Raw genomic sequence first — 26,022 nt, 5'->3', positions numbered from 1 at the left:
ATGGACGGCCGCCCTGCAAGCTGAACGGGAATTTCCCGGTCCACTGAGTCATGAAACGACGACATCTCCTTTCCGGCGCCGTTGCAGGCGCCGTCGCGGGATCGGTCGCCGCCGGCGTTGCCGGCCGGCTGCTGGCCCAGGACGATTCGGCGGCCATCCCGGCCGCGCCCGATGCGGAATCCTCGGGCGATTCCCCGGCACCGCCCGTGGAATACACGCTGGAAGACTGGCGCCGTGTCCTGCCCGAAGACCGCTACGACATCCTGTTCCGCGAACGCACGGAGCGGGCCGGCTCGAGCTCTCTCAACGACGAGAAGCGCGACGGCACCTACATCTGCGCGGCCTGCTACCAGCCGCTGTTCTCCAGCGCGCACAAGTACGAGTCCGGCACCGGCTGGCCCAGCTTCTGGCGGCCGATCGCCGAGGAGGCGATCGACACCAAGCGCGATTTCAAGCTGATCTGGCCGCGCACCGAGTACCACTGCAGCCGCTGCGGCGGGCACCAGGGCCACGTGTTCGACGACGGCCCCGAGCCGACCGGCCAGCGCTGGTGCAACAACGGCCTGGCGCTTCGCTTCGTACCGCAGGGCGACGCCCTGCCGGAGCTGCGCGGATGAGCCTGCGAACGCGTACGTTGCTGATCTCGATCGGGCTGCTCGCGGGGCTGGTCGTTCCGCCGGCGACGGCCGAAGAACGCGTGGCGACCTTCGGCGGTGGCTGCTTCTGGTGCATGGAACCGCCCTTCGACGAACTCGACGGCGTGCTCTCGACGACGTCGGGCTACATGGGCGGTACGGTCCAGCAACCCACCTACGAGCAGGTCACGCGCGGCGGGACGGGCCATGTGGAAGTCGTCCAGGTTCGCTACGACGACGACCGGGTGTCCTACGAGGACCTGCTGCACGTCTACTGGCGAAACGTCGATCCGCTGACCGACAACCGCCAGTTCTGCGATGCCGGTGAAAGCTACCGGCCGGTGATCTTTGCCCACACGCCGAACCAGCGCGAAGCGGCCGAGGCGTCGAAGCGGGCACTGGTCGAGTCCGACCGCTTCGATCGGCCGATTGTCGTGCCGATCGAGGACGCCGACACGTTCTGGCCGGCCGAGGGCTACCACCAGGACTACTACCGGAAGAACCCGGTGCGCTACAAGTTCTACCGCTGGAACTGCGGGCGCCAGGCGCGGCTCGAGGAACTCTGGGGCGACGAGGCGGGCGGCTGATTCCGCCCCGGCGATGGAACGGCCCGCGTCAGGGCCGGTCCCTCCAGCCCAACTGCACGAACACGCTTCTCCCGGGTCCGGGGAAGTAGCGGTAGTTGCCGAAGGCGAAGTCGGCGCGCTCCGCGTAGCGCTCGCCGCCGAGGTTGCGCAGCTTGACCTCCACCGACCAGCCCGACGGATCGCGGTAGCCGGCGAACCCGTGGACGAGCAGATGGCCCCCGTAGCGGCGGCTGTTGGCTTCGTCGAGGTAGTAGCGGCCGGTGGATTCGGCCGCCAGCTGCAGGCTCCAGCGCGGGTCCGGGCGCCAGGTCAGGTCCGCGCTGGCCAGCCGTTCCGGCGCCGAGGCGATCGTGTTCCCGGTGACGATGGCTTCGCCGCGCAGTTCCCGGTCGAAGTCCCAGCGGTGCCGGGCCCAGGTGCCGCGCAGCCCGGCCACCAGGCCGGGTGCCAGCCGCTTCTCGACATCGAATTCCACGCCCAGGGCCCGGGTGCGGCCCTCGGACACGTTGAATCCCTCGCCGTCGCGGAAGATGAAGTTGCGCTTGCGCTGCGCGAACCCGATCACCTGCCAGTCGGCCCAGGCGCGTCCCGACGCGCCGAGTTCGATGGCGTCCAGCGTCTCCGAATCGAGGTCGGCGACCTGCTGGCCGCGCTGCAGGCGGTACAACTCCGTGGCCTGGGGCGCCCGGTAGCCCCGGGCCAGGCGCAGCCACGCGCGGCCATCGCGAAGCGGGCCCCGGGCGCGATCGAAGCGGCGGGTCACGGTGAACTCGGGCGCGAACTCGTTGAACGTGTCCGTGCGATCGGCGGGCCGGGTGAACAGGCAGCCCCCGAAGCCGCAGGGCTCGCCGCGGTCGTCCAGGTTGCCCGGCGCCAGGGCGGTCTCGTAGTCGTAGCGAATCCGGTCGGCGTGGACACCGGCGCGAACCGTCCACCGTTCGCCGAAGGCTCGCGCCACGGCCAGGTAGCCGCCGGCGCGCAGGCCGAACACGTCGTAGTCGTAGTGGACGCCGACCGGGCGCGTCGCGACCAGGAACGGCGATCCCTCGGCAGGCTGCTCCTGCACTTCGAACAGGAAGCCGTCGAAGACCTCCGCGTCCAGCCCCCACTCGAGGGTCCAGTCGCCCAGCGGGCGCGTCCGGTCGTACTGCACGCCGGCCGAGACCTGGCCGTTCTTCTCCAGCGGCTTGCCCGGCAGGAAGTGCTGCAGGAAGTTCATGCGCGATCGCCGGGCGAACGCGGCGAGGCGATGCTCGCCGCCGTCGCGATCGAGCCAGGCCAGGCGGCTGACCAGCCGCGCGGCGCTGGCCCGGCGGAAGGCTTCCGGGTTGTCGTTGTCGTCGCGGCGCTGCGCATCCCGGTAGGCCTCGAAGCCAGTGATGAATCCGGCCGTGTCCTGGTCGAGCTGGACCAGGCTGAGCAGCGTGGAGCCGTCGGCCTCGCCGAGGCGGAAGCGGTGGTGGGCGGCCAGGAAACCGTGCTCGTAGCCCTCGTCGACGCGGAAGCTGCCGGCCCGCGTGTAGCGCGCATCGATCCCGAGGGCAGCGCGCTCGCCGGTGCCGGTCAGCCGCGCGCCGATCTCCCGGTAGTCGTCGCTGCCGTACTCGATCCACGCCGCGTCGACCGGGTCCAGCCAGGGGTCGCGCGGGCGGACGTCGATCACGCCGTGCAGGCCGCCGGAGGCATGGCCCAGGCCGCCCGGACCGCGCTGGACGCGCACGCCCGAGGCCAGGGCCAGGTCGACCTCGAACAGGTTGTTGACGTTGCAGAAGCCGGGCGGGCGGATCGGTACACCGGCTTCGAGGTAGAGCAGGGCGCCGCAGCCGCCCGCGCCGGTCAGCAGCGGCGAGCGGATCGCGGTGAGATGTTCCTGGCCGCTGCCGCGCGTGACCCAGGCGCCGGGGATGCGGGCGAACAGCTCCGAGGGGTGGGTCACGGCGATCGGCGCCAGGCGCTCGCGGTCGAGTTCGGCGACCGCGCGGGGATCCTCGGCGCGCAGGTCGCGTCCGGTGACCTCGAGCGGTTCGAGTTCGTCGGTGCCTTCGGGCGTCGGGGCGGCGCTTGCCGCGCTGGCAGCGAGCGCCAGGGGAATCCAGGCCAGGGTATGGCTCATGCGGTCGTGTCCTGTTCGAGGTTCTGTTCGATCCGTCGCTTTCGCGCGAGCACGACGAAGGTGACGGCGCCGGCCAGCGTCAGCAGCGCCGGAAAGATCAGCACGAAGCGCCCGTTGCCGGGGCCGACGCGCTCGAGCGCCTGGTAGATGGCGACCCCGACGATCGGCGCGATCAGGCCGCGCACGCCCGTCAGGCTGACGTGGATGCCCATGTACAGCGTGGACCGGCCGTCGCTGGCGAAATCGTTGTGGCCCAGGTTCCAGCCGAGTTTTCCGCCGGCGAAGGCGGCGCCGAGCACCAGGGCGCCGAGCCAGAAGAACTCGATCCGGCCGAGGATCGCACCGGGAACGAACAGGGTCAGCGCGGCGACGAACATCCACGAGTGCCGGGCCCGGTAGTCGAGAATGTGGACCCGGTCCAGGCGCCGCGCCCAGAACGGGGTCATCACGGCGACGGCGAGCAGCGGCAGGGTCGTGGTGATCAGCACCTGCACGAAGCGCGGTGCCCCGATCTGCTCGGTGAGGATGACCACCAGCAGGGCGATCACCATCAGGTTGCCCGAGCCGAACAGGAACATCGTCATCATGTAGCGGCGATACCAGGCGTCGGTCTTCAGCACGTCGATCACGTCGGCCAGGCGCACGCCGCCGTTCGCGCCGTCCCGGGCCGCGGTTTCCTCGCGCAGCAGGCGGCCGTGGCCGCGGACGGTAAAGGTCCGATAGCGCCAGGCTGCGGCGAAGCCGAGCACGGCACTGGTCGGCACCAGCGCGCGCCAGGCCTCCGGCCACGCTTCCATGGCCAGCCCGATCACCGCGGCGGTCAGCGCCATGAGGATCGAATAGGTGACGGCGATGCGGCCGGTGATCGTCGCGCGGACGTGGCGCGGGAAGTTGGCGCGCCAGATCGCCGCGCGCAGCGTGATCACTCCGCAATAGGCCAGCCGGGCAATGATCATCCACGCGGTCAACCAGACCAGGCCGAAGGCGGAGACCGGGGCCAGCGCGATCATCAGCGCGCCGAGTGCGGTGATCGCCATCAGGCTCGAAACCCAGGCGGTCTTGCTTCGGCCGTGGGCGAGCCGGGCGAAGGCGAGGCTGGCCACATTGGCCAGCGCCGGGGCGCCGGTGACGAGGGCGACCGCGAAATTGACCCAGGCCGAGTCGGTCACACCGTCGAAGCCGGTCTTGACGATGACGCCGAGCAGCCCGCCCTCCAGCGCGCCGAGCGTGACCGCCAGCAGGGCGTTGACCTGCACCTCGCGCGGCATCAGGGTGCGCGCGACGAACGGAATGTCCTGTTTCGAATCCACCGAGAAACGGGCCGGCCGGGGCGAACCCCGATTATGGGGGATGGGCCGGCGTCGCGCCGTGGTGGCGGCCGAGGTTCGGCGCCGGCTGCGGGCCGCGGCGGCCGGCCCTCCGGCGCGCATCACGATCGGCTACGCTTGGCCCCCACCCCGAAGGCGACGCCCGACCGACCACCGATGAATTTCAAGAGCGACAACGAGGCCCCGGCGCACCCGCGCATCCTGGACGCGCTGATCGAGGCCAATCGCGATTTCGCGACCGCCTACGGCGACGATCGCTGGAGCCGACGGCTCGACGATGCGTTCTCCGAACTGTTCGAAACGCGCTGCCGGGTGCTGCCGCTGGCCACCGGGACCGCCGCGAACTCCGTGACCCTGGCGGCGCTGACCCCGGCCTGGGGCGCGGTCCTGTGTCACCGCCAGGCCCATATCCATTGCGACGAGGGCGGGGCGCCCGAGTTCTACACGCACGGGGCCAAGCTGATGCCGCTCGAGGGCGACCACGGCAAGCTGGTGCCGCCCATCCTCGCCGCGGCGATCGACGGTGCCGGAACGCACGGCGTGCACAACGTCGCACCGGCGGTCGTGTCGATCACCCAGGCCACCGAGTGCGGCACCGCGTATCGACCCGGCGAGATCGAGGCCCTGTCCGAGGTCGCCCGATCGCGCGGCCTCCCCCTGCACATGGACGGTGCCCGGTTCGCCAACGCGGTGGCCCATCTCGGCGTCGCGCCGGCGGATGTCACCTGGCGGGCCGGGGTCGACGTGCTGAGCTTCGGCGCGACCAAGAACGGCGCGCTGACGGCCGAGGCCATCGTCGTGTTCGAAGACCGGTTCGCCACCGGCCCGCTCGACCACTCGCTCGAGGCCGTGCTCGAAGCGATGGCGCGAATGCGCAAGCGCGGCGGGCACCTGCTGTCGAAGATGCGCTATGTCTCGTCCCAGCTGCTGGCCATGCTCGACGACGGCCTGTGGCTGGACCTGGCGCGCACGGCCAACGCACGGGCCGCGCGCCTGGCCGAAGCGATCGACCGTCACTCCGAGGCGGAGCTGGCGTGGCCGGTCGAAGCCAACGAAGTGTTCATGCGCTGGACGCCCGAGGCCCTGGCGGCCCTGAAGCAGCAGGGCTTCGAATTCCACCTCTGGCCGGGCCACGACGACCTTGCACGCCTGGTCTGCGCCTTCTCGACCACCGACGAGGCCGTCGACGGGCTGATCGCGGCACTGGACCGGGCCATACCCTGACCGGCGTGGAACGCGGTAAGCTATCGGGCCACCTCAGCATGAATGCAGGGAGTACCCACGAAATGAAGATCTGGTTGATTGCATTGATGAGCGCGGGCCTGGTGCTGGCCGGTTGCCAGTCCGACGAGCCCGAAGACAGCATGGAAGAAGCCGGCCAGGCGATCGAGGACGCTGCCGAGGAAACCGGTGAAGCGGTCGAGACCATCTACGAAGACGCGATGGAAGAGGCTGACGAAGCCGGTGACGAGATGGAAGACGCCGCCGACGATGCCGGCGACCGGATGCGCGAGATGGCCGACGATGCCGGCGATGCGATGAACGACATGGCCAACGACGTGGCCGAAGGGGCCGAGGCCGCCTGGGCGCGCGCCGTCGAGCTGGCGCAGACCGCCAACGAGAAGACCCGCGCCGCGCTGGACTCGGGGCTGGAAGAAGGCTCCGAGGCCTGGAACGAGCTGAAGGAAGAAGCGGCCGAGGCCCGTGAAGCGGCTGCCGAAGCGCTGGAGAACGCCCGCGAGTACAGCGGCGACCGCTGGGACGACTTCCGCGAACGCGCGTCCGAGGCGATGGAGAACCTCGAAGAGAACTGGAACGAGCTGACCGACGGCGACGACAGCTGATCGATCGGACCGGTTCGATCTCCGACCCGTCGCGGCCCGGCCGCGGCGGGTTTTTTCTTGTCCGCTCGTCGACCGGCGGGCGGGCCCTCGCAGGCGCCGCATCCCGGCTCGTCCGGGCCGCTTCGGTTATGCTTCGGGACCACAACTCCAGACTGCGTTTTCCTGACCGTGACCGAAGCCTACAACCCGGCCACCCTCGAGCCGGCCGCCCGCGAGCGGTGGCAGCGAGAGGGGACCTTCCGATCCCCCGACGACCCCGGTGATCAGGCGTTCTATTGCCTGAGCATGTTCCCGTATCCGTCGGGCAAGCTGCACATGGGCCACATGCGGAACTACACGATTTCCGATGTGATCACCCGCTACCACCGGATGAACGGTCGACCCGTGCTGCAGCCGATGGGCTGGGATGCCTTCGGCCTGCCGGCCGAGAACGCGGCGATCGCGCGCGGCGTGCCGCCGGCGAAGTGGACCCGCGACAACATTGCCCACATGCGCGGCCAGCTCCAGCAGCTCGGCTTCGCGATCGACTGGGACCGGGAACTGGCCACCTGCGATCCGGACTACTACCGGTGGAACCAGTGGCTGTTCCTGAAGATGCTGGAGAAGGGCATCGCCTACAAGAAGACCGGGACCGTCAACTGGGATCCGGTCGACCACACGGTGCTGGCCAACGAGCAGGTCATCGACGGGCGCGGGTGGCGCACCGGGGCGCTGGTCGAGAAGCGCGAGATCCCGATGTACTACCTGCGGATCACCGACTACGCCGATGAGCTTCTCGACGCGCTCGATGGCCTGGAGGGCTGGCCCGAACGCGTCCGCGCCATGCAGGCCAACTGGATCGGCAAGAGCTACGGGATGGAGATCGAGTTCCCCTACGACGGCGGCCGCCTGAAGGTCTTCACCACGCGACCCGACACGCTGATGGGCGCGACCTACATGGCGGTTGCACCGGAGCATCCGCTGGCGGTGCTGGCGGCCGAGCGCAACGAAGCGGTGGCCGATTTCATCCGATCGTGCTCCACCGGCGGGGTGTCCGAGGCCGAGCTGGCGACGCAGGAGAAGCGCGGCATCGATACGGGGTTCACCGCCGAGCATCCGCTGACCGGCGAGGCATTGCCCGTGTGGATCGCCAACTACGTGCTGATCGGCTACGGCGAGGGCGCCGTCATGGCGGTGCCGGGCCACGACGAACGCGACTTCGAGTTCGCCAACAAGTACGGCCTGCCGATCGTTCAGGTGGTCGATTCCGATGCCTTCGAGGACTACGATTCGTCCACCTGGCACGATGGCTATGTCGCCAAGGACAACGTTCGCCTGGTCAACTCCGGCGAATTCGACGGGCTGGACCATGCGGCGGCCTTCGACGCCATCGCCTCGGCGGTCGAGGCGAAGGGCCTGGGCCGGCGGCGGGTCCAGTATCGCTTGCGCGACTGGGGCATCAGCCGCCAGCGCTACTGGGGTTGCCCGATCCCGATCATCCACTGCCCGGACTGCGGCGACGTTCCCGTGCCGGAATCCGACCTGCCGGTCGAGTTGCCCGAGGACCTGGTGCCGGATGGTTCCGGCAGTCCGTTGACGAAGCACGAAAAATTTCTCGCCTGCAGCTGCCCGAAGTGCGGCGGAGACGCCCGGCGCGAGACCGACACCATGGATACGTTCGTCGACTCCTCGTGGTACTTCCTGCGCTATCCCTGCGTCGACAACGAAGAGGCCATGGTCGATGAACGGACCCGCGCCTGGATGCCCGTCGACCAGTACATCGGCGGCATCGAGCACGCGATCCTGCACCTGCTCTACGCGCGATTCTGGACCCGGGTGATGCGCGATCTCGACCTGGTCGACGTCTCCGAGCCGTTCGCCAACCTGCTGACCCAGGGCATGGTGCTGGCCGAGACCTGGTATCGCGAGGACGAGGCGGGGCGCAAGGTGTGGTTCAATCCGGCCGATGTCGACGTGAAGCGCGACGGCAAGGGCCAGATCGAATCGGCGGTCCTGGCCGAGGACGGCCAGCCCGTGCGCTTCGGCGGCATCGAGAAGATGGCCAAGTCGAAGAACAACGGCGTCGATCCCGCCGCCCTCGTCGAACACTACGGCGCCGATACGGTGCGCCTGTTTTCGATGTTCGCCTCGCCGCCCGAGCAGTCGCTCGAGTGGTCCGATGCCGGCGTCGAGGGCGCCTGGCGATTCATCAAGCGCCTCTGGCAGCAGGTCGAGGATCATCGGGCGGCCGAGCCCCCGGGCACGCTGGACGCCGATGCGCTGGACGAGGCCGGCCGCGAGACGCGCCGTCGTGTGCACGAGACGATCGCGAAGGTGACCGACGACTTCGCGCGACGCTATACCTTCAATACCGCGATCGCGGCGGTGATGGAATGCAGCAACCACCTGGCCCGCTACGAGCCGGCCGACGCCAACGGCCGCGCCGTCGCTCGCGAGGGCTGGGAGGCGCTGGTCCGCCTGGTCGCGCCGGTCACCCCGCACGTCGCCCAGGCTCTCTGGGAACGCCTCGGGCACGACGAGTCGATCCTGGATGCGGGCTGGCCGTCGGTCGACGAACAGGCCCTGGTCCAGGACCGCGTTACCGTGGTCGTGCAGGTCAACGGAAAGGTCCGCGGGCGGATCGAGTGCGAGCCCGGCGCCGACCGCAAGATCGTCGAGGCCATGGCGATCGAGGAGGAGAACGTGCAGCGATTCGTGGAAGGCAAGCAGATCCGAAAGGTGATCGTGGTGCCCGACAAGCTCGTCAACGTGGTCGTGTCCGGATGACCGCGCTCCGGATCGGCGGATCGGTGCTGCTGGCGCTGTGCCTGGCCGGCTGCGGTTTCGAGTTGCGCGGGTCGGCCAGCCTGCCGACGGAGATGGATCGCACCCGCCTCGAGATTGCCGACCCCGACAGCCGCTTCGCGCGCGAGCTTCGTCTCCTGCTGGAGGCCAACGGGGTACGCGTGGTCGATGCGGCGGCCGAGGGCGCGGCGGTGCTGCGGGTCTCGCGCGAGCGGATATCGCGGCGCGCGCTGACCGTATCGGGCAATGCCCGGGTCCGCGAGTACGAACTGGTGTTCGACCTCGGCTTCAGCCTGACCGGCCCGGATGGAACGCGCCTGCTGTCGAACGAAACGCTGCGCCTGGTGCGCGATTTCCAGTTCGACGAGCAGGAGATCCTCGGCGCGAGCAACGAGGAAGACCTGCTGCGCGAGGACCTGCGGCGCTCGATGGCCGCGGCCGTCATCCGCCGGCTGGAAGCCGTCCGCACACCGTGAAGTCGTTCCCCGAACGGCTGCCGGAAGCGCTCCAGCGCGGACTGGCGCCGGTCTACCTGGTGGCGGGTCCGGAGCGCCTGCTGGTCGAGGAGGCCTGCGACGCGATCCGCGAGGCCGCGCGCCGGGCCGGTGTCGCCGAGCGGATTCGCCTGAGCGCCGATGGCCGCTTCGACTGGAGCGAACTGGCCCGCGCCACCGAGACCGGGTCGTTGTTCGCCAGCCAGCGCCTGGTCGAGCTCCGCCTGCCGACCGGAAAGCCCGGCGCCGAAGGCGGCAAGGTACTGCGCGGCTGGATCGACGAGGCGCGTGACGACATCCTGCTGGTGATCTGCGACGCCTGGGAGCTGAACCAGGAAAAGGCGGCCTGGTTCAAGGCGATCGACGGCGCCGGTGTCTACGTGCCCTGCTGGGCGGTCAAGCCCGATCGCCTGCCGCAGTGGATCGACCAGCGGGTCCGCAGCCGCGGGCTGGCGCTGGACGGCGAGGCGGCTCGCTTCCTCGCCGCGCGGCTCGAGGGCAACCTGCTCGCTGCGGCGCAGGAGGTCGATCGGCTCGCGCTGCTGTTTCCCGGCGGCACGCTGAACCTGGAGACAGTGCAGGAGGCGGTGGCCGACAATGCACGCTTCGACGGGTTCCGCTTGACCGACCTGGTGCTCGGCGGTCAGCCGGGCCCTGCGCTGCGCTGCATTCGCGGCCTGCGCGAGACCGATGCGCCGCCGCCGGCCGTGCTGTGGGCGCTGGGCCGTGAACTGGAGATCGCCCGCGAAGTCGCCCATCGCAGTGCGCATGAACCGATCGGCCGGGTGTTCAACGCCCTACGCGTGTGGAAGGCCCGGCAGGGCCCCATCCAGGCCTGCATCCGGCGCCAGGGTCCGGCGCGTCTCGACCGCGCGATCGGTACGCTGGCCCGCCTGGATTCGATCTCCAAGGGACGGGCCTTCGGCGATTTCTGGGTCGAGCTCGAACGCCTCTGCGTTTCGCTCGCCGCGTCGCCGTCGCGGCCTGGACGGGCGGCATGAGCCGAAGCGACGATCGTACCGTGAGCCCGTCCGTGAACCGGGCGATCGCGATCTTCGGGGGTACCTTCGATCCGGTCCATTACGGCCACCTGCGCGCGGCCGCCGAGGTCTCGGAACGGCTCGGGGTGACGGATTTCAGGCTGCTCCCGGCCGGCGTTCCGCCGCACCGCGATGCAACCTGGGCCGAGCCGCGTCATCGCTTGGCGATGCTGGAGCTGGCGCTCGCACCCTACGCCGACCTGTCCGTCGACGACCGGGAAGTCCAGCGCGCCGGTCCGTCGTACATGGTGGACACGCTGGCCAGCGTTCGGGACGAGGCCGGCGACCTCCCCGTCGTGCTCTGCCTGGGCCAGGATGCGGCCAACCAGCTCGACGGCTGGCACCGCTGGCACGCGTTGCTCGACCTGGCCCACCTGCTGGTGATGACGCGGCCGGAATCCGAGCCGAGGTATTCCGATGCCGTACTCGAGGCCTTCGAGGGACGCTGGGTGCCGACGCCGCAGGACCTGATGGGCGCGCCGGCCGGTCGACTCTGCCGGGTCGACGTCACCTGCCTCGCGATCTCGTCCACCGACATCCGCGCCCAGCTTGCCGGGGGCCGCGATCCGCGATTCCTGCTGCCTTCGACGGTGCTGGCGTACGTCCGCAAGCACGGCCTGTACCGCGACGCGCCCGGCGGAGGCTGAACCGCGGCCCGGCGATCGCCGGACCGCTCGCCGAGCCGCTCAGCCTGAAAACTCGTCCAGAAGCGCGATCAGCCGCTCCACGTCTTCGATCGAGTTGTACAGCGGGTTCGGCGAAATGCGGATGATGTCGGGTTCGCGCCAGTCGCCGACCACGCCCGCGTCCTGCAGCCGGTCGAACAGCGCCCGCCCGGCCTCGCGGCCGGCACGAACGGCGATCGAGACCTGGCACCCGCGGCGCGGGCGCTCGCGTGGCGTGACGATCTTCAACGGCTGCCCGGGCAGGTTGTCCACGGCGGCCATGAGATGCGCGGTCAGGTCGGTTTCGGCGTCCTGCAAGCTGTCGATGTCGGCCTCGCGATAGATGTCCAGCGCACCGCGCAGGGCCGCCAGATTGAGCACGGGAGCGCCCGAAACCTGCCAGCCCTCGGCGCCGCGGATCGGCTCGAAGTCGGGGCCCATGACGAAGCGGGTCGATTCGTCGTGACCCCACCAGCCGGCCAGGCGGGGACCGTCGAAGTCCGCGTGGCGGGGATGGACGAACAGGCCCGCGACCGCGCCGGGGCCGGCATTCAGGTACTTGTAGCTGCACCAGGCCGCGAAGTCGACCTGCCAGTCCTCGAGCGCGAGCGGCACGTTGCCCATCGCGTGCGCCAGGTCCAGTCCGATCGGTACTCCGGCCTCATGGGCCGCGCGGCCGATCAGGCCGCAGTCGAATCGCTGGCCCGTGGCGTACTGGACACCGGGCCACAGGACCAGCGCGATCTCGTCGGCCCGGGCCCGGATGAGTTCGGCCACCCGCGCGTCGTCGATCAGCCCGTCTTCGCCGGGGTCGACCTCGATCAGGTCGTCCTCGCCGTACCCGTGCAGGAGCAGCTGCGAGACCACGGCATAGCGGTCGGACGGGAACGCGCCGCGCTCGATCAGGATCTTGCGCTTGCGCCCGTCGGGCCGGTAGAAGCTGGTCATGAGCAGGTGCAGGTTGACGGTCAAGGCGCCCATGGCGACGACGTCGCGCGGACGGGCGCCCGCGAGGCGAGCCAGCACATCGGTGCACTGGCGGTGGTACCCGAGCCATGCGGGGTCGCCGTCGAAGTGGCCGTCGACGCCCAGGTCGGCCCAGCGCTTCAGCTCCTTCTCCACCGCGGCGCGCGCGCTATCGGGCATCAGGCCGAGCGAGTTTCCGCAGAAATAGGTCTTCCGGCCGTCTCGGCCATGGCGAGGAAACGCGAAACGGTCGCGAAACGCGGCGGTCTGCATGGGTGAGATCCATACCTGGGAAAGCCGACAGGATGCCAGATTCGAGCGAACGCTGCGGGACTGGGCCGCGACGCTCGGTACAATCCGTGGCGAACCGACGGAGCGCACGATGGACGTAGCCGATTTCGACTTCGAACTGCCCGAGGAACTGATCGCGCAGCAGCCGCTGCCGGGCCGATCCGACAGCCGCCTGCTGGTCCTCGACCGGACCAGCGGCGAGACGGTCGATCGCTCCTTCCGGGACCTGCTCGAATTGCTCGATCCCGGCGATCTGCTGGTGTTCAACGACACCCGGGTGATTCCCGCGCGCCTGCATGCGCGGAAGGCCACCGGCGGCCGCGTCGAACTCCTGGTCGAACGCGTGATCGATGCGACCACCGCCCTGGCCCAGCTCGGAGTCAACCGGAAGCCCGCTGCGGGTGCCCGGATCCTCATCGAGGGCGCCGAGTGCGAGGCGGAGGTCGAAGGAAGGGTCGACGAGTTCTGGCGTATTCGGCTGGTCGATCCCGCGGCGGACTGGATCGAGCTGCTCCATGCCCACGGACACATGCCGTTGCCGCCGTACATCGCTCGCGAGGACGACGCCTCGGACCGCGAGCGCTACCAGACGGTCTACGGCCGGAAGCCGGGCGCCGTCGCGGCGCCGACCGCCGGGTTGCATTTCGACGAGGCCCTGCTCGCGGCGCTGGACGCACGGGGAATCGGTCGCGCGTTCTGCACCCTGCACGTCGGTGCAGGAACGTTCCAGCCGGTCCGGGTGGAACGGGTCGAGGATCACCGGATGCATCCGGAATGGCTGGATGTCTCGCAGGACCTGGTCGACCGGATCGTCGCCACCCGGGCCGCCGGCGGACGGGTGATCGCGGTCGGCACGACCGCGGTCCGTTCGCTGGAAACCGCGGCATCGGACGGTGAATTGAAACCGTTCACCGGCGACAGCCGGCTGTTCATCTACCCCGGATACCGGTTCCGCGCGGTCGACGGCATGATCACCAACTTCCACCTGCCCGGATCGACCCTGGTGATGCTGGTCTCGGCGTTCGCCGGCCGCGAATCGGTCCTGCGCGCCTACGCCCATGCGGTCGAAGCGCGCTATCGCTTCTTCAGCTACGGCGACGCGATGCTGATTGTCTGAAGGTCCGGAGAGCCGCCCGGGAACGATCCCGGGCGGCTGCGGGGTCTACTCGAAGCCGTCGACGGTGATTTCGTCGTTGGGGCCGTAGTTCGGCAGCTGGTCGGGTCCGTTGACCACGCCCATCGGCTGGTAGTTGTAGTAGTAGGGGAAGATCATCCCGAGGTTCGGGTTGCCCTGGCGCCGGATCAGGACTTCGCTGAGGATGCGGCGGAAGTCGTTGGTCGACCGGAGGTCGTTGCCCTGGTACAGGTCGCCCGGCGCCATGCCCGGCCAGGTGCCGTGGAACTGGCCGCCGTTGACGTTGCCGCCCAGGAGCATCATGGGGTTGCCCGAACCATGATCGGTGCCGTTGTCGTTGTTGTTGTAGGCGCGGCGGCCGAACTCGCTGTGGAACACCACCGTGACCTTGTTCCGGCGGTCGGGGCTGGCGTCGAACTGGCCGGCCATGTCCGCCCAGAACGCGTTGACCGCCCGGGACAGCCGGTCCAGTCGGTCGTGGTACCGACCGCTTGAGCCGCCGGTGCCCATCGGAAGCGAGCCCTGGTCCGTGTGGTCGTCCCAACCGCCGTAGTCGACCTGGGCGATGCGCAGGTCCAGTCCGGCCTTGATCAGGCGCGCCAGCGTGATCAGCTTGTCGCTGATGCTCTCGAGGTTGTTGCTCGCATCACGGACCGGGTAGGGCACGCCCAGGGCGATGTTGTAGTCCTTGTTGCTGGTGTCGAACACGTTCTCGATCAGCGCCTGGGCGATCATGGCCTGCTCGCCGGCGATGCCGATATCGCTTCCGTCCGCGGCGTAGATGCTCGCCAGTCGATCCTCGACCTGCTCCTCGAACTGGGAGAAGGTCGACAGGTCGAAGTCGCTCGGGTAGCGGAGCGTGACGGCAGCGGGTTCGTTGGTCAGCGAGAGCGTGGTCTGGCTCTCGGTTGCCACGACCGGCATGGTCATCGTCGGGGGGAGGTTGTCCGCCGAGGCCAGGTGACGGGTCAGCCAGCCGGTCGATGTCGTGCGTACGCCGTCGATCGGCCCCTGGCCCGGGGGCAGCCCTTCGGTGGCGCCCGGGGTGCCGAGCTCGATGAAGCGTTCGGCTTCGAAGTGGCTGCGGTTGACGATCGGGAGACCGGTGGCGTGGACGATCGCCAGGTCGCCGTCGTCCCACAGGTCGCGCAACGGATCCGCGGCGCTGTTCAGGCCGAAGCCATCACCGTTGTTCAGGGACAGCATCGCGCCCGGACCGCCGGTCGGCAGCCGGACACTCGCGCTGGGGCGGAGGCTCTCGTAGAACCCGCGATCCGGATGGCCGGCGCCGGGTGCGTAGAGGCTCAGGCCATCGATGCCGCCGCGCAGGAACACGTAGATCAGCACCTCGTCGTTGGTGCCGCCCTTGGCGCCGGCGAAGCTCAGGCCCGGGGTCATCGTGGCGGCCGCCGCAGCCGCGCTGCCGGTCAGGAAGGTACGTCGATTGATTCGATTCATCATGGGTCTCCGCCTATCGGCTCATCCGCTCGGGCAACAGGGCAATCAAAAGGAACAGCCCGTTCAGCATCTGCTGGTAGGTGCTGAACTGACCCGTATCCGATGTGTTGATGCCAAGCGGTTGGTCGTCGCCGGCCGCGTTGCCCTGCGCGCGGACGAAGGCCACCATCTCGGCGCGCTTCCCGGCCGCCGTGGCGTGCCCGACCCCCTGGACTCGATCGAGCCAGTAGTCGACGATCGCGTTGGGGGTCAACGCGATGCCCGCGCCGTTGGTCTGGGCGGCGAAGTCGATGTAGTTCGGCGCGCTCCCCGAGTCCGTGTCGCGGATCATCAGCGACGCGGTGCGCCAGGACATCACCAGCGGCCCGGAGCCCTTCCAGAACGAGGCGTCCTCGGCGTAGCCGGTCGGGGGCTCGCAGTTGAACGGCAGCTGTCCGGTCAGTCGCCAGGTCCAGTAGAAGCCGTAGAAGCCGGTATCGTCGCCGGCGCTGGTCAGCTCGAAATCGTAGGGCGCGTTGGCGGCGCGCAGCGTGGAGGCGACGATTTCGTTGGGCCGCTTGACCTTGTCGGCCCAGGTGGTGCGGAACTCGTTCGACAGGATCAGCACGCTGTAGACCTGCTGGAGCTGGTCCGGCTGGTCCCAGTTCGACTGGAAGACGTCCGCGGCGGCCTGGACGACCGGCGACTGGGCCGTGAAGCCGTCGCCGATCAGCCGGACGGCGAGCTTCCAGCAAACGTATTCGGCCGTGCCGCGGTGCTGGCAGAGGTAGTCCAGCAGATCGGTCAGCTCCTGTTCTTCGTTCGCGCCCGGTCCCGCATAGGTATAGGTCTGACCGAGGATGGTCTTCGGTCCGTCGTCGTGCCAGGCGTCGCGGAACAGGAAATCGCCCGTGTCGGGCGCGCCGTCGTCGCTGTCGGCGATGCCGAAGCCGGTCAGCAGGCGGGCGGTTTCGAGAACGTCCGCTTCCACGTAGCCGGCGGGCTCGCCGTCGACGTTGGTCGGTACCTGGCCCGGCGGGATGTAGCCGTAGTAGTTCTCGACCGCGCCGAGCGTGTGCAGCTCCAGCAGCTCGCGGGCATAGTTTTCGTTCGGGTTCGGCGTGCTGTTGCGGGCGTTGTCGAGGTAGAACATCATCGCGGCGTGCTTGACCACGCCTTCGAGCATGGTCCGGAAGTTGCCGAAGATGCCCGGGCGGATGACGTCGCGATCGTAGCTGGTCAGCACGCTTCGAACGACGTCTTCGCTGCCGTCGACGTTGAAGTGGTTGTGCCAGAAATCGGCCAGGACTTCGCGCAGCTGCCAGCGGGAATGGACCGACCGGGTCAGGGTCAGCATCTGCATTTCCCAGTACGGGCGGTTGCGCATCGGCCAGCCGTTGGGGCCGTCGTAGCGATAGTGCTGCGACCACATCTGGTTCAGCGAGAGCGAAGGCGTACGGTAGACCGGGTTGCCGTTGACGCGATTGTCGACTTCCGGGTCGGCGCCCGGCGACATCTGCTCGGTCAACCAGGCCTGCAGGCGCGACGTGTCGTCACCGCCGAGGCTGTTGAAGTACTGGAGGTCGCCGACGTTGCCGGGATTGGCCGGATTATCGGGCCGTGCACCGTAGCCGAGCTTGGCGTAGACACGGAACGCCAGCGAGGGCATTGCGCCGCCGCGCTGCTCGTCGGGGACGCGGGCCGGCCACAACGAGGTCAGCCGGACCTGTTGCGCCAGTGTGGTGATCGGAATGAGCCCGGCACCGATGCCCGCGGCAGCGAGCCCCAGTGCTCCGGACCGGTGGAGAAAGCGTCTTCGCGACGACGGAAGGTTCTTGTCCATGGCGTTCCTGGTCCATGCTGAATTCCCCCCTTCCGTGATCGATTCGTCGTGCGGATCGATCGCTGATCGGTCTAACATACCCTGCGGCCCGAACCCGTTCAATCTCGAAACCTTCGATTTTTCACGGGTTTGCGGAGAGACTCCGCGTAATCGATCACGAATCTTGAGGTGCGTCACATGTTTCGATCTCCGGGCTTCCGCTTTTCTCTCCGACCGTTCGTGCGGCTTGCGCTGGCAGCGATGGTCCCGTTCGCCGCGTCGAGCGTGTACGGCGACACGCTCACCGTGGCCCCCGATCGCGACAACACGCTGTACGAGCGCGCGGCCGGCGACCTGTCGAACGGTGCCGGTCCGAACCTGTTTTTCGGCCGTACCGGGGTCAATGCCGGAAACGTGCGTCGGCGCGCCCTGATGCGCTTCGATCTGTCCGCGATTCCGCCGGGTTCTGTAGTCAACAGCGTCGAACTCACGCTCGAGGTTGACCTGGTACCGCCCGGTGCGACCGGCTTCGATGCGGCGCTGCACCGCGTACTGGCCGACTGGGGCGAGGGGGGTTCCGTGGCGCAGGGAGCGGGCGGTGCAGGCGCGCCGGCGGTCGCACCGGACGCCACCTGGCTGCATCGAGAGTTCGATACGGTCCCCTGGTCCTCGCCCGGCGGCGACTACGCGGCCGCCGCGTCCTCGACCGCGCCGGTCGGCTCCGGCACCGGCCCGGTGACCTTCGTCACCGCGCCCGGCCTGGTCGACGATGTCCAGCAGTGGGTCGACGATCCCGGGCAGAACTTCGGCTGGATCCTGATCGGCGAGGAAGGCAATCCGCAGAACGCTCGCCGGATCGGGAGCCGCGAGAACGCGGCGCTGACGCCGCAGCTGGTCGTCGACTTCGAGCCCCTGGTGTTGCCGGAGGCCGAGCCGGTGCCGGCCATGCGGGGGTGGGGGATGGTCCTGCTGGTACTGGCGGTGGCGGTGCTCGCGCTGCGCTTCCGGCGCAGCTGAATCGTGGGTGCGGGAGCCTGACAGGCGACCCCATTCGCGAGCAAGGCTCGCTCCCACAGGAAGGAAGTCAATCCTTCGCAGCGTCCGGCCGACGGCCTGTGGGAGCCTGCCATGCAGGCGATTGGCCTTTCACGGTTCGGATGGACTTCGCCGCATCTACGCTACGGCTTGCCCTCGCTTCGCTCCCTTGCATCGATCCCTCTCCCGCAGCCCGCTGAAAGCGCGGCACGCAGGCGACTCAGGCGGTCGACGGATCGCTCTTTCCGTGCCGAGCATTGCGTCACGGGTGGGATGGACTGCGCCTTCGCTTCGCTGCGGCTTGCCCTCGCTGCGCTCGGGTGGCAGCGGTCGCTAAGCTCCCTTGCATCGATCCCTCTCCCCCAGCCAACGCGCATAAAAAATGCCCGGCAGTGCCGGGGCGGTGGCCTCTCGACCAAACCGTTTCGTAACGCGTGGGATGGACTGCGCCGCAGCTTCGCTTCGGCTTGCCCTCGCTGGCGCTCGGGTAGCAGCGCGCTTCGCGCTTGCATCGATCCCTCTCCCCCAGCCAACGCGCATAAAAAATGCCCGGCAGTGCCGGGCTGGTCTGGGCTTGTGGCCTCTCGGACCAAGCGCTTTCTTGACGGTGGGATGGACTGCGCCGCCGCTTCGCTGCGGTTTGCCCTCGCTGCGCTCGGGTAGCAGCGCGCTTCGCGCTTGCATCGATCCCTCTCCCCCAGCCACAAAAAAAGCCCGGCGGGAGCCGGGCTGTACTTTTTTGTGGCTGGGGGAGAGGGATTCGAACCCCCGCTGACGGAGTCAGAGTCCGTAGTCCTACCGCTAGACGATCCCCCATTTGGATCGTTGTTAGCCCATCCAGGACTTGCTGAATGGGCGATTCTGCGCGTGGCATTTCGTCGCTGGCCAGGCTCGGTGTCGCTGAGGAAGCGCAGTGCACTGGAGGTGCATGAGCATTCCGAAGCGGCACCGAACGCCGCCAGCGGCGAAAGGACGCCGCAGAATCAGCGCTTGGAGTACTGGGTGGCCTTGCGTGCCTTGTGCAGACCGATCTTCTTCCGCTCCACCGCACGTGCGTCGCGAGTCAGGAAGCCGGCCTTGCGCAGTTCGCCGCGCAGGTTCTCGTCGTACTCGGTCAGCGCACGGGACACGCCGAGGCGCAGTGCGCCGGCCTGGCCCGTGGTGCCGCCACCGGTCACGGTGGCGTAGATGTCGAACTTGTCGGCCAGTTCGACCAGTTCCAGCGGCTGCCGCGCGATCATGCGGGCGGTTTCGCGGCCGAAGAACTCGTCGAGCGGCTTCTGGTTGACCATGATCTGGCCGGTGCCGCGACGCAGGAACACTCGAGCGGTCGAGGTCTTGCGGCGGCCGGTTCCGTAAAACTGTTCGGTTGCCATGTCGTCTTTATTCCGTTGCTTACAGTTCCAGCGCGCGCGGCTGCTGGGCGGCGTGCGGGTGCTCGGAGCCGGCGTAGATCTTCAGTTTCTTGATCATCGCCCGGCCCAGCGGGTTCTTCGGCAGCATGCCCTTGACCGCGTTCTGGATGACGCGCTCCGGAGCCTTGTCCAGCAGCTTTTCCAGCGTGATGGACTTCAGGTTGCCGATGTAGCCGGTGTGGTGGTAGTACACCTTGTCCGACATCTTGCGGCCGGTGACCGCGATCTTGTCGGCGTTGATGACGACCACGTAGTCGCCGGTGTCGACGTGCGGCGTGAATTCCGGCTTGTGCTTGCCGCGCAGGCGGCGCGCGATTTCGCTGGACAGTCGGCCGAGGGTCTTGCCTTCGGCGTCGACCAGCAGCCACTCGCGGCGCACTTCGTGCGACTTGGCGCTGAACGTTTTCATGAGAGCAGTGGGCTCCAAGGTTGGAACGCGATTCAGTAAAGAGCGGGGATGTTACTAGAATTCTCGGGCCGGGGCAAGACCCCGGAGCCGCGGAATCGAGGGGCGGAGGGCGATTCAGCCCGGCGGGATCACCAGCACGGCGCCGGGGTGGATCACGTCGCCGTCCAGCCGGTTGGCGCGGCGCAGCTGGCTCAGGCTGACCGAGTAGCGCTGGGCGATGGTGCCGAGCGTGTCGCCGCGCTGGACGATGTACTCCGAGGTGTCGCGGTTGGCGGCGAACCAGGTCCCCCGCGGGGCGGTCAGGCGGAAGTGTTCCTCGACGCCGCGCAGGATGGCCGATGCGATCTCGGCCCGGTAGCGCGGAGAGCCGAGGTTCTTCTCTTCGTCCGGGTTGCTGATGAACCCGGTTTCGATCAGGACGCTCGGAACGTCATGGGAGCGCAGGACCACGAAGTTGGCGCGTTCGACGGTCCGCCGCGCGCTGGTCTTTCCGTCGCGAACCAGTTCGTCGAGGATCGCCTGTGCGGCCCCGTTGCTGTATTCCATCGACGCGCTCTGCGACAGGTCGAGCAGGACCGAGCGCAGCATGTCGTCGCCCTGGTCGAGGCTCACGCCGCCGGCCCGGTCGGCGGCGTTCTCGCTTTCTGCCAGGAGCCGCGCCGCCTCGGACGAGGCGCCGCGCCGCGAAAGGACGAAGACCTTGCTGCCGCGCACTCGACGGTCCCGGAATGCATCCGCGTGAATCGACAGCATCAGGTCCGCGCGTGCCTCGCGAGCACGCTGGTAGCGCTCCTTCAGCGGGATGTAGTAGTCGCCGGTTCGGATCAGGACCGCGCTCATTCCCGGTGCCGCATCCACCTGCCGCGCGAGTTCCCGGGCGATCGCCATCACCACGTGCTTCTCGTACGTTCCGCCCGGGCCGATGGCGCCCGGATCCTCGCCGCCGTGGCCCGCGTCGATCGCGACCAGCATGTCACGATTGTCGGCAGGCAGGGTCTGTGCGACCTGGCGAAGACGATCGGTCGCCGACTCGGCGCCGTGGGGGTAGAGGTCGAGCACCAGCCGGTGGCCGTACTGGCCGGTCGGCTCGAGCAGGAAGCTCTTGGTCCGCGCCGCGTCGGCCAGGTCGAGGACCACGCGCAGGTCGTTGCCGTTGCGCACGCCGTGGCGCACGCCCTCGACGACGCCCGAGTGTTCGGGGTCGAGCGCCGGCGTCGCGCTCATGCGGGCCGCATCGATATCGACCACCAGGCGATGCGGCGCGTCGAGCGTGAACAGGCGGTAATCGACCTGGGCGTCGAGATCGAGGACGACGCGGGTCTTGTCCGGGCCGGCCCACACGCGCACGTTCTCGACCTCTCCGGCGCCCGCGGGGGCGGCCATCCAGGTCAGAAGCAGCGCGATGATCAGGACTCTCGGCATGCCGAGGCTTCTCCGGTTCGGTCGACAAGCGGTCGATTCAGCTTCCCAGCGTCGATGATGCACCCGATGGCCGGGAAATTCAAGGCTTCAATTTCTTTCACGATCAGCGACCTAGCGTGACTTCGTGAGCATTCGCCTTCAGTGCGTCGGCAAAGGGCCACGTCCCGGCGCGTCGAGCGCCGGAATTCCGTATTCTCGTGTACCGAGGATCGGCAGCGAAGATTGCCCGCCGGCCCTGAACCGGGACTGAAGCGGCCGAAGCCCTCGGCCACTCCCGACATCCCGTATCGCAACCGGAGGAGATCAGATTCATGTCGAGCGAAGGACTGCACGCGCCGCGCGAGCGGCTGAGCAAGAAGACCCTGGCCATGCACCACGCGATCGTCTCGCTGATGGAAGAGCTGGAAGCGGCGGACTGGTATCGCCAGCGTGCCGATGACTGCGAGGACGACGCGCTGCGCGAGATCCTGCTCCACAACATGCGCGAAGAGATCGAGCACGCCGCGATGGTGCTGGAATGGCTGCGCCGCAACGATGGGGACTTCGACGAGCAGCTCCGCGCCTTCCTGTTCAAGGACGGCGAGGTCATGGACCATCACTGACCGCCACCGGCGGATTCAGGGCCGCAGGATCCTCATCCACCACCAGAAGTTCAGCAGGCCCATCAGCGAGGCCGCGACGTAGGTGAACGCGGCCGCAGCGAGGATGCGTCGGGCCGGGCGCCGGTCCTCGGGCTTCAGGTAGCCGCCCTTGTCGAGCAGGGGCAGGGCCCGGCGGAACGACGCGTCGAGTTCCGTCGGCAGCGTGACCAGGTGGACCACGATGCCCGAGGCCAGCGCCGCGAGCCCGAACACCAGCAGCAGGAGTCCGGCCCTCGGCAGCCGAAGCGCGAGCAGGACCAGCGGCATCGCCACCATCAGCACGACGCCGATCCGCTGCACGCGCTGCGCCGCCTTGACCAGGCGGGTCCGCCAGACCAGCGGTCCGTAGCCGAGGGCGTGCTGGACGGCGTGCCCGACTTCGTGAGCGGCCACGGTCACCGCGGTCAGGGATCGCCGGTCGTGGTTTTCCGGGCTCAGCCGCACCACGCGCGCCTCGGGGTCGTAGTGATCGCCCTGGTCCGTGCGTTCGACCGGGACCCGGTCCAGGCCCAGCCGATCGAGCAGGTCGCGGGCCAGCTCCGCGCCGGTCCCTTCGTAGCGGTCGGCGGGCTCGTGGTACCGGCGCATCACGCGCTTCACCCACCAGCCCGGGAGCACCACCACGGCGGCGACCAGGACCAGTCCGATCAGAACCAGCGGCATGATCAGCGCGCCTTGTCGCCCGCGCCGCGCCGTGCTTCGGCGAGCGCGAACGCGTCCGCCCTCGGCAGCCCGGTCAGGGCGCGGATGACCTTTGCCGCGCGGGCCGGCGCCAGCTCGTCGGCCAGCGCGTCGGCGACGGCTTCGGGCGATATTGCCCCGGCCATCGAGGCGCCGGATCGCGCCGGCGCGCCGGCCACCAGGAGCACCGCTTCGCCGCGCTGCCGGTCGGGATCCTCCGCGGTCCAGGTCGACAGTGCGTCGAGGCGATCGCGTCGTACCGACTCGAACTGTTTCGTGAGTTCGCGCGCGATGCAGCCCGGCCGCTCGGGACCGAACGCGCCGGCCAGGTCGTCGATGACCGCGACCAGGTCGCGCGCCGGTACGTAGAAGATCAGGGTGTGCTCGACGTCGGCCAGCTCGACGAGCCGCCTCCGTCGCGCGCTGCGCCGGGGCGGCAGGAAGCCCTCGAAGCGGAAGCGGTCGCTGGGCAACCCCGAGGCGCTGAGCGCGGCGATCGCAGCGCAGGGCCCGGGCACCGGCAGCACCGTCACGCCGGCATCGTGCGCGGCCGCAACCAGTCGGTAGCCCGGGTCGGAGATCAACGGCGTGCCGGCGTCGGAAACCAGCGCGACGTCGTCGCCGGCGAGCAGGTGATGGACCACGCGCTCGGCCGCCCGCGCTTCGTTGTGATCGTGGAGCGCGATCCAGCGCGGCGGTTCGGCGCGGCCGGGCACCAGCTTCTGGCTCGTTCGCGTGTCTTCCGCAGCGATCACCGCCACCTGTTCGAGCAGGGTCTGCGCCCGCGGCGACAGATCGCCGAGATGGCCGATCGGTGTGGCCACCACGTAGAGCGTTCCGGAAGCGGGGGTGACGTCGGGTCGTTGGTCGGGCACGGAGGCAGCATTGCGGCGCGGATCGGCGGGTATTATTGCACCCATGAATGCATGCCCCGCCGTTGCACCCACGGCCACGATTTCCCGATTCGCGCTGGCCCTCGCACTGGCCCTGCTGGTCGGTGCCTGCGCAGCGCCGGCGCCGACGCCGCGCGATCGCACCGAGACGGACGATCCGGCCGAGCTGGTCCGGGCCGGACGGCCGGCCGACGCCGCCGAGGCCTGGCTGGCGCTGGCCGAGCGTGAGCCCGAGCGGGCGGCTTCGGCGAGACTGCGCGCCGCCGAGGCCTGGTTGAGCGCGGGTCGGCCGATGCAGGCGAATGCCGCCGTCGAGGCGATCGATCCGGGTGCGCTCGAACGTGTCGATCGGCTCCGCCTCGACCTGCTGCTTGCCGAACTGGCGCTGAATCGCGGCGAGTTCGATCGCGCCGAGCGGCTGCTCGCGATGCCCGCCGACACTCTCCCGCCGGCGCTGCGCGATCGGCTCGCCGGGCTTCGCGAACGCCTGTCCGCATCCGATCCGGATTCTCCGAAGGCCCGGCTCGATGCGCTGCGCGACGCGGTGGACGAACCGGGATTCGAGCCGACGCTGGCGCTGGCACTGCTGATCGACGTGCGGCTTGCAGACCTCGATGCGCTGGTCGCGGAGCACGGTTCGGAGCCGGCGATCGGCCATTGGCTGGCCCTGGGTCGAGCGGTTCGTGCAAACCTGCTCGATCGACCGGGGCTGGAACAGGCGGTCGAAGCGTGGCGGTCCACGCGTCTCGAGGAGACGGGCCGGCACGGCGGCGATGCACCCGCCGCCGATCGGGTCGATGCTCGTGCCGACGACAGGGTCGACAACAGGTTCGACGACGGGTCCGACGGCGGGACCGGGGTCATGGACGATCCTCGCGCCGAGGCGCTGCCGAGCACCGCGACCATCGTCGAATGGGTCGATGCGTGGCGGAGCCGGCAGCCGATGCCGGAGCGGGTGGCGGTGCTGTTGCCGGGCGACGGGCCGCTCGTGGCGGCCGGCGACGCGGTGCGCGACGGCATGCTGGCCGCCTGGCTGATGCTGCCGCCCGCACGCCGACCCGTGCTCGATTTCGTCTACCTCGAATCGGCGCCGGACGCGGCCGTCGGCGGTTGGTTCGCCGCCCGCGAGAACGGCGCCGACCTCGTCGTCGGGCCGCTGGATCGACGCCAGATCCCGTCCCTGCTCGCCTTGCCCGATGCCGGTGTGCCGATGCTGCTGCTCAATCGACCGCCGCCCGACGTGGCCTGGCCGAGGCCGGCCCAGCCGCTGGCGATGCTGGCGCTGCCGCCGGAAGAAGAAGCCGAGCTGGTGGCCGTGCGCGCGCTGGTCGATGGCGCGAGCCGTGCGCTGGTGATCGCGCAGGACTCCGACTTCGGCGAGCGCCTGGCCGGCCGGTTCATCGAGACCTTCGAGCTGGGCGGCGGGCGCGTCGTCCATCGCGTCGACTATCCCCCGCGCGAGTTCGATGTGACCGACCGGCTCGAGGACGCGCTGCGGCTGCGCGCGTCGGAGCAGCGCATCGAGCGGATCGAAGCGCTGGTCGACGCACCGTTCGCGGCCGAGCCGCAGCGCAGGACCGATCTCGACGTCGTGTTCCTGGCAGCCCGGGAAGAGGCCCGCCAGGTGCACCCGCAGCTGCGCTTCGTCGACCTCGGTGAGCTGCCGGTCCTGGCCACGTCGGCCGTGCTCACGGACCGCCGCGATCGCGACCTGGACGGCATTCGCATGCCGCTGGCGCCGTGGTTGTTCACGAACGGTGCGCAGGCCGAGGAGCGGCGCTCGGCGGAACAGGCGTTTCCCGAGGTCGCCGGCTCGGTCACCCTGAGCCTTCTCCACGCGCTGGGTCGCGATGCCGTCGCACTGCTGCCGTGGCTGGATTCCATGAAGCGGGATCCGCAGCTCGCGCTGTCGGGCGGAATCGGCCGGCTGCGGCTGGCCGACGGTGTCGCGCTGGAGCGCGACCTGCCCTGGGCCGTCGTCCGCGACGGCGTACCGCAGCGGCCCTGACGTGCTGCGGCGCTGGCGCGGACTGCGCGGCGAGCGTCGCGCCCTGCGTCACCTCCAGGCCGCCGGACTCCGCCTCGTCGCTCGCAACTGGCAATGCCGCTTCGGCGAGATCGACCTAGTCATGGCCGACGGCGAAACGCTGGTCTTCGTCGAAGTCCGCGTACGTGCAGCGAGCGACTTCGGCGACGCCGCCGATAGTGTGCACCCCGGCAAGCAATCTCGATTGGTTCGCGCGGCATCGATGTTCGTGGCCACGCACGGCGAATGGCAGCAGCGCGCTTGCCGCTTCGACGTGGTCGCGATCGACGGGTCGGCCGGCGCCGACGCCCTGCGCTGGATCCGGGGCGCCTTCGACGCGGGCAGCTGACGATTCCATC

The 26,022-nt window shown here is 69.2% G+C and carries 23 protein-coding genes and 1 tRNA gene; 13 read left to right on the top strand and 11 right to left on the bottom strand.

The features are described 5' to 3' along the window. Window positions 1-50: 50 nt before the first annotated feature. Window positions 51-617, top strand: a complete 567-nt coding sequence (msrB, locus tag KUV67_03850; GenBank protein ID MBY6203998.1) for a peptide-methionine (R)-S-oxide reductase MsrB — start codon at window positions 51-53, stop codon at window positions 615-617. Next, a complete protein-coding gene (gene msrA, locus KUV67_03845) occupies window positions 614-1,222 on the top strand; it encodes a peptide-methionine (S)-S-oxide reductase MsrA (protein ID MBY6203997.1) in 609 nt (202 codons plus the stop codon). The genes msrB and msrA overlap by 4 nt, the downstream gene beginning before the upstream one ends. A gap of 28 nt (window positions 1,223-1,250) precedes the next feature. Here msrA and KUV67_03840 read toward each other — a convergent pair whose 3' ends face one another. Together KUV67_03840 and KUV67_03835 are read right to left on the bottom strand one after the other, a co-directional pair. Beyond that, window positions 1,251-3,335, bottom strand: coding sequence for a TonB-dependent receptor (locus tag KUV67_03840; protein MBY6203996.1), 2,085 nt, complete (start codon window positions 3,333-3,335; stop codon window positions 1,251-1,253). Continuing rightward, window positions 3,332-4,645, bottom strand: a complete 1,314-nt coding sequence (locus KUV67_03835) for an MFS transporter (GenBank protein MBY6203995.1) — start codon at window positions 4,643-4,645, stop codon at window positions 3,332-3,334. Before KUV67_03835 ends, KUV67_03840 begins: the two co-directional genes overlap by 4 nt. A gap of 174 nt (window positions 4,646-4,819) precedes the next feature. Here KUV67_03835 and KUV67_03830 point away from each other — a divergent pair, with 174 nt between their 5' ends. The 6 genes from KUV67_03830 (at window position 4,820) to nadD (ending at window position 11,472) form a co-directional block, all read left to right on the top strand. Continuing rightward, a complete protein-coding gene (locus KUV67_03830) occupies window positions 4,820-5,887 on the top strand; it encodes a low specificity L-threonine aldolase (protein ID MBY6203994.1) in 1,068 nt (355 codons plus the stop codon). Window positions 5,888-5,949: 62 nt separating this feature from the next. Next, entirely contained in the window at window positions 5,950-6,507 is a 558-nt protein-coding gene (locus KUV67_03825; GenBank protein MBY6203993.1) for a hypothetical protein, read from the top strand. Window positions 6,508-6,675: 168 nt separating this feature from the next. Then, a complete protein-coding gene (gene leuS, locus KUV67_03820) occupies window positions 6,676-9,273 on the top strand; it encodes a leucine--tRNA ligase (protein MBY6203992.1) in 2,598 nt (865 codons plus the stop codon). Beyond that, window positions 9,270-9,767 carry a hypothetical protein gene (locus KUV67_03815; protein ID MBY6203991.1) on the top strand — a complete coding sequence of 166 codons (498 nt, stop codon included), beginning with the start codon at window positions 9,270-9,272 and terminating at the stop codon, window positions 9,765-9,767. The genes leuS and KUV67_03815 overlap by 4 nt, the downstream gene beginning before the upstream one ends. Further along, the gene (gene holA, locus KUV67_03810; GenBank protein ID MBY6203990.1) at window positions 9,764-10,786 is read left to right on the top strand and encodes a DNA polymerase III subunit delta; all 1,023 of its coding nucleotides are present in this window, start codon (window positions 9,764-9,766) and stop codon (window positions 10,784-10,786) included. The genes KUV67_03815 and holA overlap by 4 nt, the downstream gene beginning before the upstream one ends. Beyond that, window positions 10,783-11,472, top strand: a complete 690-nt coding sequence (gene nadD, locus KUV67_03805) for a nicotinate-nucleotide adenylyltransferase (protein ID MBY6203989.1) — start codon at window positions 10,783-10,785, stop codon at window positions 11,470-11,472. Before holA ends, nadD begins: the two co-directional genes overlap by 4 nt. 39 nt (window positions 11,473-11,511) lie before the next feature. On the opposite strand, the gene kynU is transcribed toward nadD, so the two are convergent. After that, window positions 11,512-12,729: a kynureninase gene (gene kynU, locus KUV67_03800; GenBank protein MBY6203988.1), complete on the bottom strand. Its 1,218-nt coding sequence runs from the start codon at window positions 12,727-12,729 to the stop codon at window positions 11,512-11,514. A gap of 109 nt (window positions 12,730-12,838) precedes the next feature. On the opposite strand from kynU, the gene queA reads away from it, so the two are divergent. Next, window positions 12,839-13,864, top strand: coding sequence for a tRNA preQ1(34) S-adenosylmethionine ribosyltransferase-isomerase QueA (queA, locus tag KUV67_03795; protein MBY6203987.1), 1,026 nt, complete (start codon window positions 12,839-12,841; stop codon window positions 13,862-13,864). A 45-nt stretch (window positions 13,865-13,909) separates the two neighbouring features. On the opposite strand, the gene KUV67_03790 is transcribed toward queA, so the two are convergent. Beyond that, window positions 13,910-15,340 (bottom strand): DUF1501 domain-containing protein, encoded by a 1,431-nt coding sequence (locus tag KUV67_03790; GenBank protein ID MBY6203986.1) that lies wholly within the window; start codon window positions 15,338-15,340, stop codon window positions 13,910-13,912. A 13-nt stretch (window positions 15,341-15,353) separates the two neighbouring features. Then, a complete protein-coding gene (locus tag KUV67_03785; protein ID MBY6203985.1) occupies window positions 15,354-17,162 on the bottom strand; it encodes a DUF1800 domain-containing protein in 1,809 nt (602 codons plus the stop codon). A 177-nt stretch (window positions 17,163-17,339) separates the two neighbouring features. Between KUV67_03785 and KUV67_03780 the strand changes: the two genes are divergently transcribed. Continuing rightward, complete coding sequence (locus KUV67_03780) at window positions 17,340-18,158, top strand: DNRLRE domain-containing protein (GenBank protein ID MBY6203984.1); 819 nt, start codon at window positions 17,340-17,342, stop codon at window positions 18,156-18,158. Window positions 18,159-18,918: 760 nt separating this feature from the next. Here KUV67_03780 and KUV67_03775 read toward each other — a convergent pair. From KUV67_03775 to KUV67_03760, 4 genes are all read right to left on the bottom strand, one after another. Then, window positions 18,919-18,992 (bottom strand) — tRNA-Gln (locus tag KUV67_03775). A 167-nt stretch (window positions 18,993-19,159) separates the two neighbouring features. Then, window positions 19,160-19,552 (bottom strand): 30S ribosomal protein S9, encoded by a 393-nt coding sequence (gene rpsI / locus KUV67_03770; protein MBY6203983.1) that lies wholly within the window; start codon window positions 19,550-19,552, stop codon window positions 19,160-19,162. Window positions 19,553-19,571: 19 nt separating this feature from the next. Then, window positions 19,572-20,000: a 50S ribosomal protein L13 gene (rplM, locus tag KUV67_03765; protein MBY6203982.1), complete on the bottom strand. Its 429-nt coding sequence runs from the start codon at window positions 19,998-20,000 to the stop codon at window positions 19,572-19,574. Window positions 20,001-20,114: 114 nt separating this feature from the next. Then, a complete protein-coding gene (locus KUV67_03760; protein ID MBY6203981.1) occupies window positions 20,115-21,422 on the bottom strand; it encodes an N-acetylmuramoyl-L-alanine amidase in 1,308 nt (435 codons plus the stop codon). A gap of 311 nt (window positions 21,423-21,733) precedes the next feature. Here KUV67_03760 and KUV67_03755 point away from each other — a divergent pair, with 311 nt between their 5' ends. Then, a complete protein-coding gene (locus KUV67_03755; GenBank protein ID MBY6203980.1) occupies window positions 21,734-22,024 on the top strand; it encodes a ferritin in 291 nt (96 codons plus the stop codon). 15 nt (window positions 22,025-22,039) lie between these two features. Here the strand turns inward: KUV67_03755 and KUV67_03750 are convergent, their stop codons facing one another. Both KUV67_03750 and rsmI read right to left on the bottom strand, forming a co-directional pair. Then, a complete protein-coding gene (locus tag KUV67_03750) occupies window positions 22,040-22,720 on the bottom strand; it encodes a zinc metallopeptidase (GenBank protein ID MBY6203979.1) in 681 nt (226 codons plus the stop codon). A gap of 8 nt (window positions 22,721-22,728) precedes the next feature. Then, window positions 22,729-23,619, bottom strand: coding sequence for a 16S rRNA (cytidine(1402)-2'-O)-methyltransferase (rsmI, locus tag KUV67_03745; GenBank protein MBY6203978.1), 891 nt, complete (start codon window positions 23,617-23,619; stop codon window positions 22,729-22,731). Window positions 23,620-23,662: 43 nt separating this feature from the next. Here rsmI and KUV67_03740 point away from each other — a divergent pair, with 43 nt between their 5' ends. Further along, the gene (locus KUV67_03740; protein ID MBY6203977.1) at window positions 23,663-25,645 is read left to right on the top strand and encodes a penicillin-binding protein activator; all 1,983 of its coding nucleotides are present in this window, start codon (window positions 23,663-23,665) and stop codon (window positions 25,643-25,645) included. A 1-nt stretch (window position 25,646) separates the two neighbouring features. Then, window positions 25,647-26,012: a YraN family protein gene (locus KUV67_03735; protein ID MBY6203976.1), complete on the top strand. Its 366-nt coding sequence runs from the start codon at window positions 25,647-25,649 to the stop codon at window positions 26,010-26,012. The last annotated feature ends 10 nt before the right edge of the window (window positions 26,013-26,022 follow it).

This window comes from Halomonas denitrificans (genome assembly GCA_019800895.1).
GTDB lineage: Bacteria > Pseudomonadota > Gammaproteobacteria > Xanthomonadales > Wenzhouxiangellaceae.
The sequence above is the reverse complement of the archived record's forward strand: the minus strand, read 5'-3'. Positions and strand labels throughout refer to the sequence as shown.

What these genes read in the sequence shown, in the direction of transcription:
- msrB (MBY6203998.1), top strand. Translation starts at nt 51, where the DNA reads ATGAAACGACGACATCTCCTTTCCGGCGCCGTTGCAGGCGCCGTCGCG.
- msrA (MBY6203997.1), top strand. Translation starts at nt 614, where the DNA reads ATGAGCCTGCGAACGCGTACGTTGCTGATCTCGATCGGGCTGCTCGCG.
- KUV67_03840 (MBY6203996.1), bottom strand. Translation starts at nt 3,335, where the DNA reads ATGAGCCATACCCTGGCCTGGATTCCCCTGGCGCTCGCTGCCAGCGCG.
- KUV67_03830 (MBY6203994.1), top strand. Translation starts at nt 4,820, where the DNA reads ATGAATTTCAAGAGCGACAACGAGGCCCCGGCGCACCCGCGCATCCTG.
- KUV67_03825 (MBY6203993.1), top strand. Translation starts at nt 5,950, where the DNA reads ATGAAGATCTGGTTGATTGCATTGATGAGCGCGGGCCTGGTGCTGGCC.
- KUV67_03815 (MBY6203991.1), top strand. Translation starts at nt 9,270, where the DNA reads ATGACCGCGCTCCGGATCGGCGGATCGGTGCTGCTGGCGCTGTGCCTG.
- nadD (MBY6203989.1), top strand. Translation starts at nt 10,783, where the DNA reads ATGAGCCGAAGCGACGATCGTACCGTGAGCCCGTCCGTGAACCGGGCG.
- kynU (MBY6203988.1), bottom strand. Translation starts at nt 12,729, where the DNA reads ATGCAGACCGCCGCGTTTCGCGACCGTTTCGCGTTTCCTCGCCATGGC.
- queA (MBY6203987.1), top strand. Translation starts at nt 12,839, where the DNA reads ATGGACGTAGCCGATTTCGACTTCGAACTGCCCGAGGAACTGATCGCG.
- KUV67_03790 (MBY6203986.1), bottom strand. Translation starts at nt 15,340, where the DNA reads ATGAATCGAATCAATCGACGTACCTTCCTGACCGGCAGCGCGGCTGCG.
- KUV67_03785 (MBY6203985.1), bottom strand. Translation starts at nt 17,162, where the DNA reads ATGGACAAGAACCTTCCGTCGTCGCGAAGACGCTTTCTCCACCGGTCC.
- KUV67_03780 (MBY6203984.1), top strand. Translation starts at nt 17,340, where the DNA reads ATGTTTCGATCTCCGGGCTTCCGCTTTTCTCTCCGACCGTTCGTGCGG.
- rpsI (MBY6203983.1), bottom strand. Translation starts at nt 19,552, where the DNA reads ATGGCAACCGAACAGTTTTACGGAACCGGCCGCCGCAAGACCTCGACC.
- rplM (MBY6203982.1), bottom strand. Translation starts at nt 20,000, where the DNA reads ATGAAAACGTTCAGCGCCAAGTCGCACGAAGTGCGCCGCGAGTGGCTG.
- KUV67_03760 (MBY6203981.1), bottom strand. Translation starts at nt 21,422, where the DNA reads ATGCCGAGAGTCCTGATCATCGCGCTGCTTCTGACCTGGATGGCCGCC.
- KUV67_03755 (MBY6203980.1), top strand. Translation starts at nt 21,734, where the DNA reads ATGTCGAGCGAAGGACTGCACGCGCCGCGCGAGCGGCTGAGCAAGAAG.
- KUV67_03740 (MBY6203977.1), top strand. Translation starts at nt 23,663, where the DNA reads ATGAATGCATGCCCCGCCGTTGCACCCACGGCCACGATTTCCCGATTC.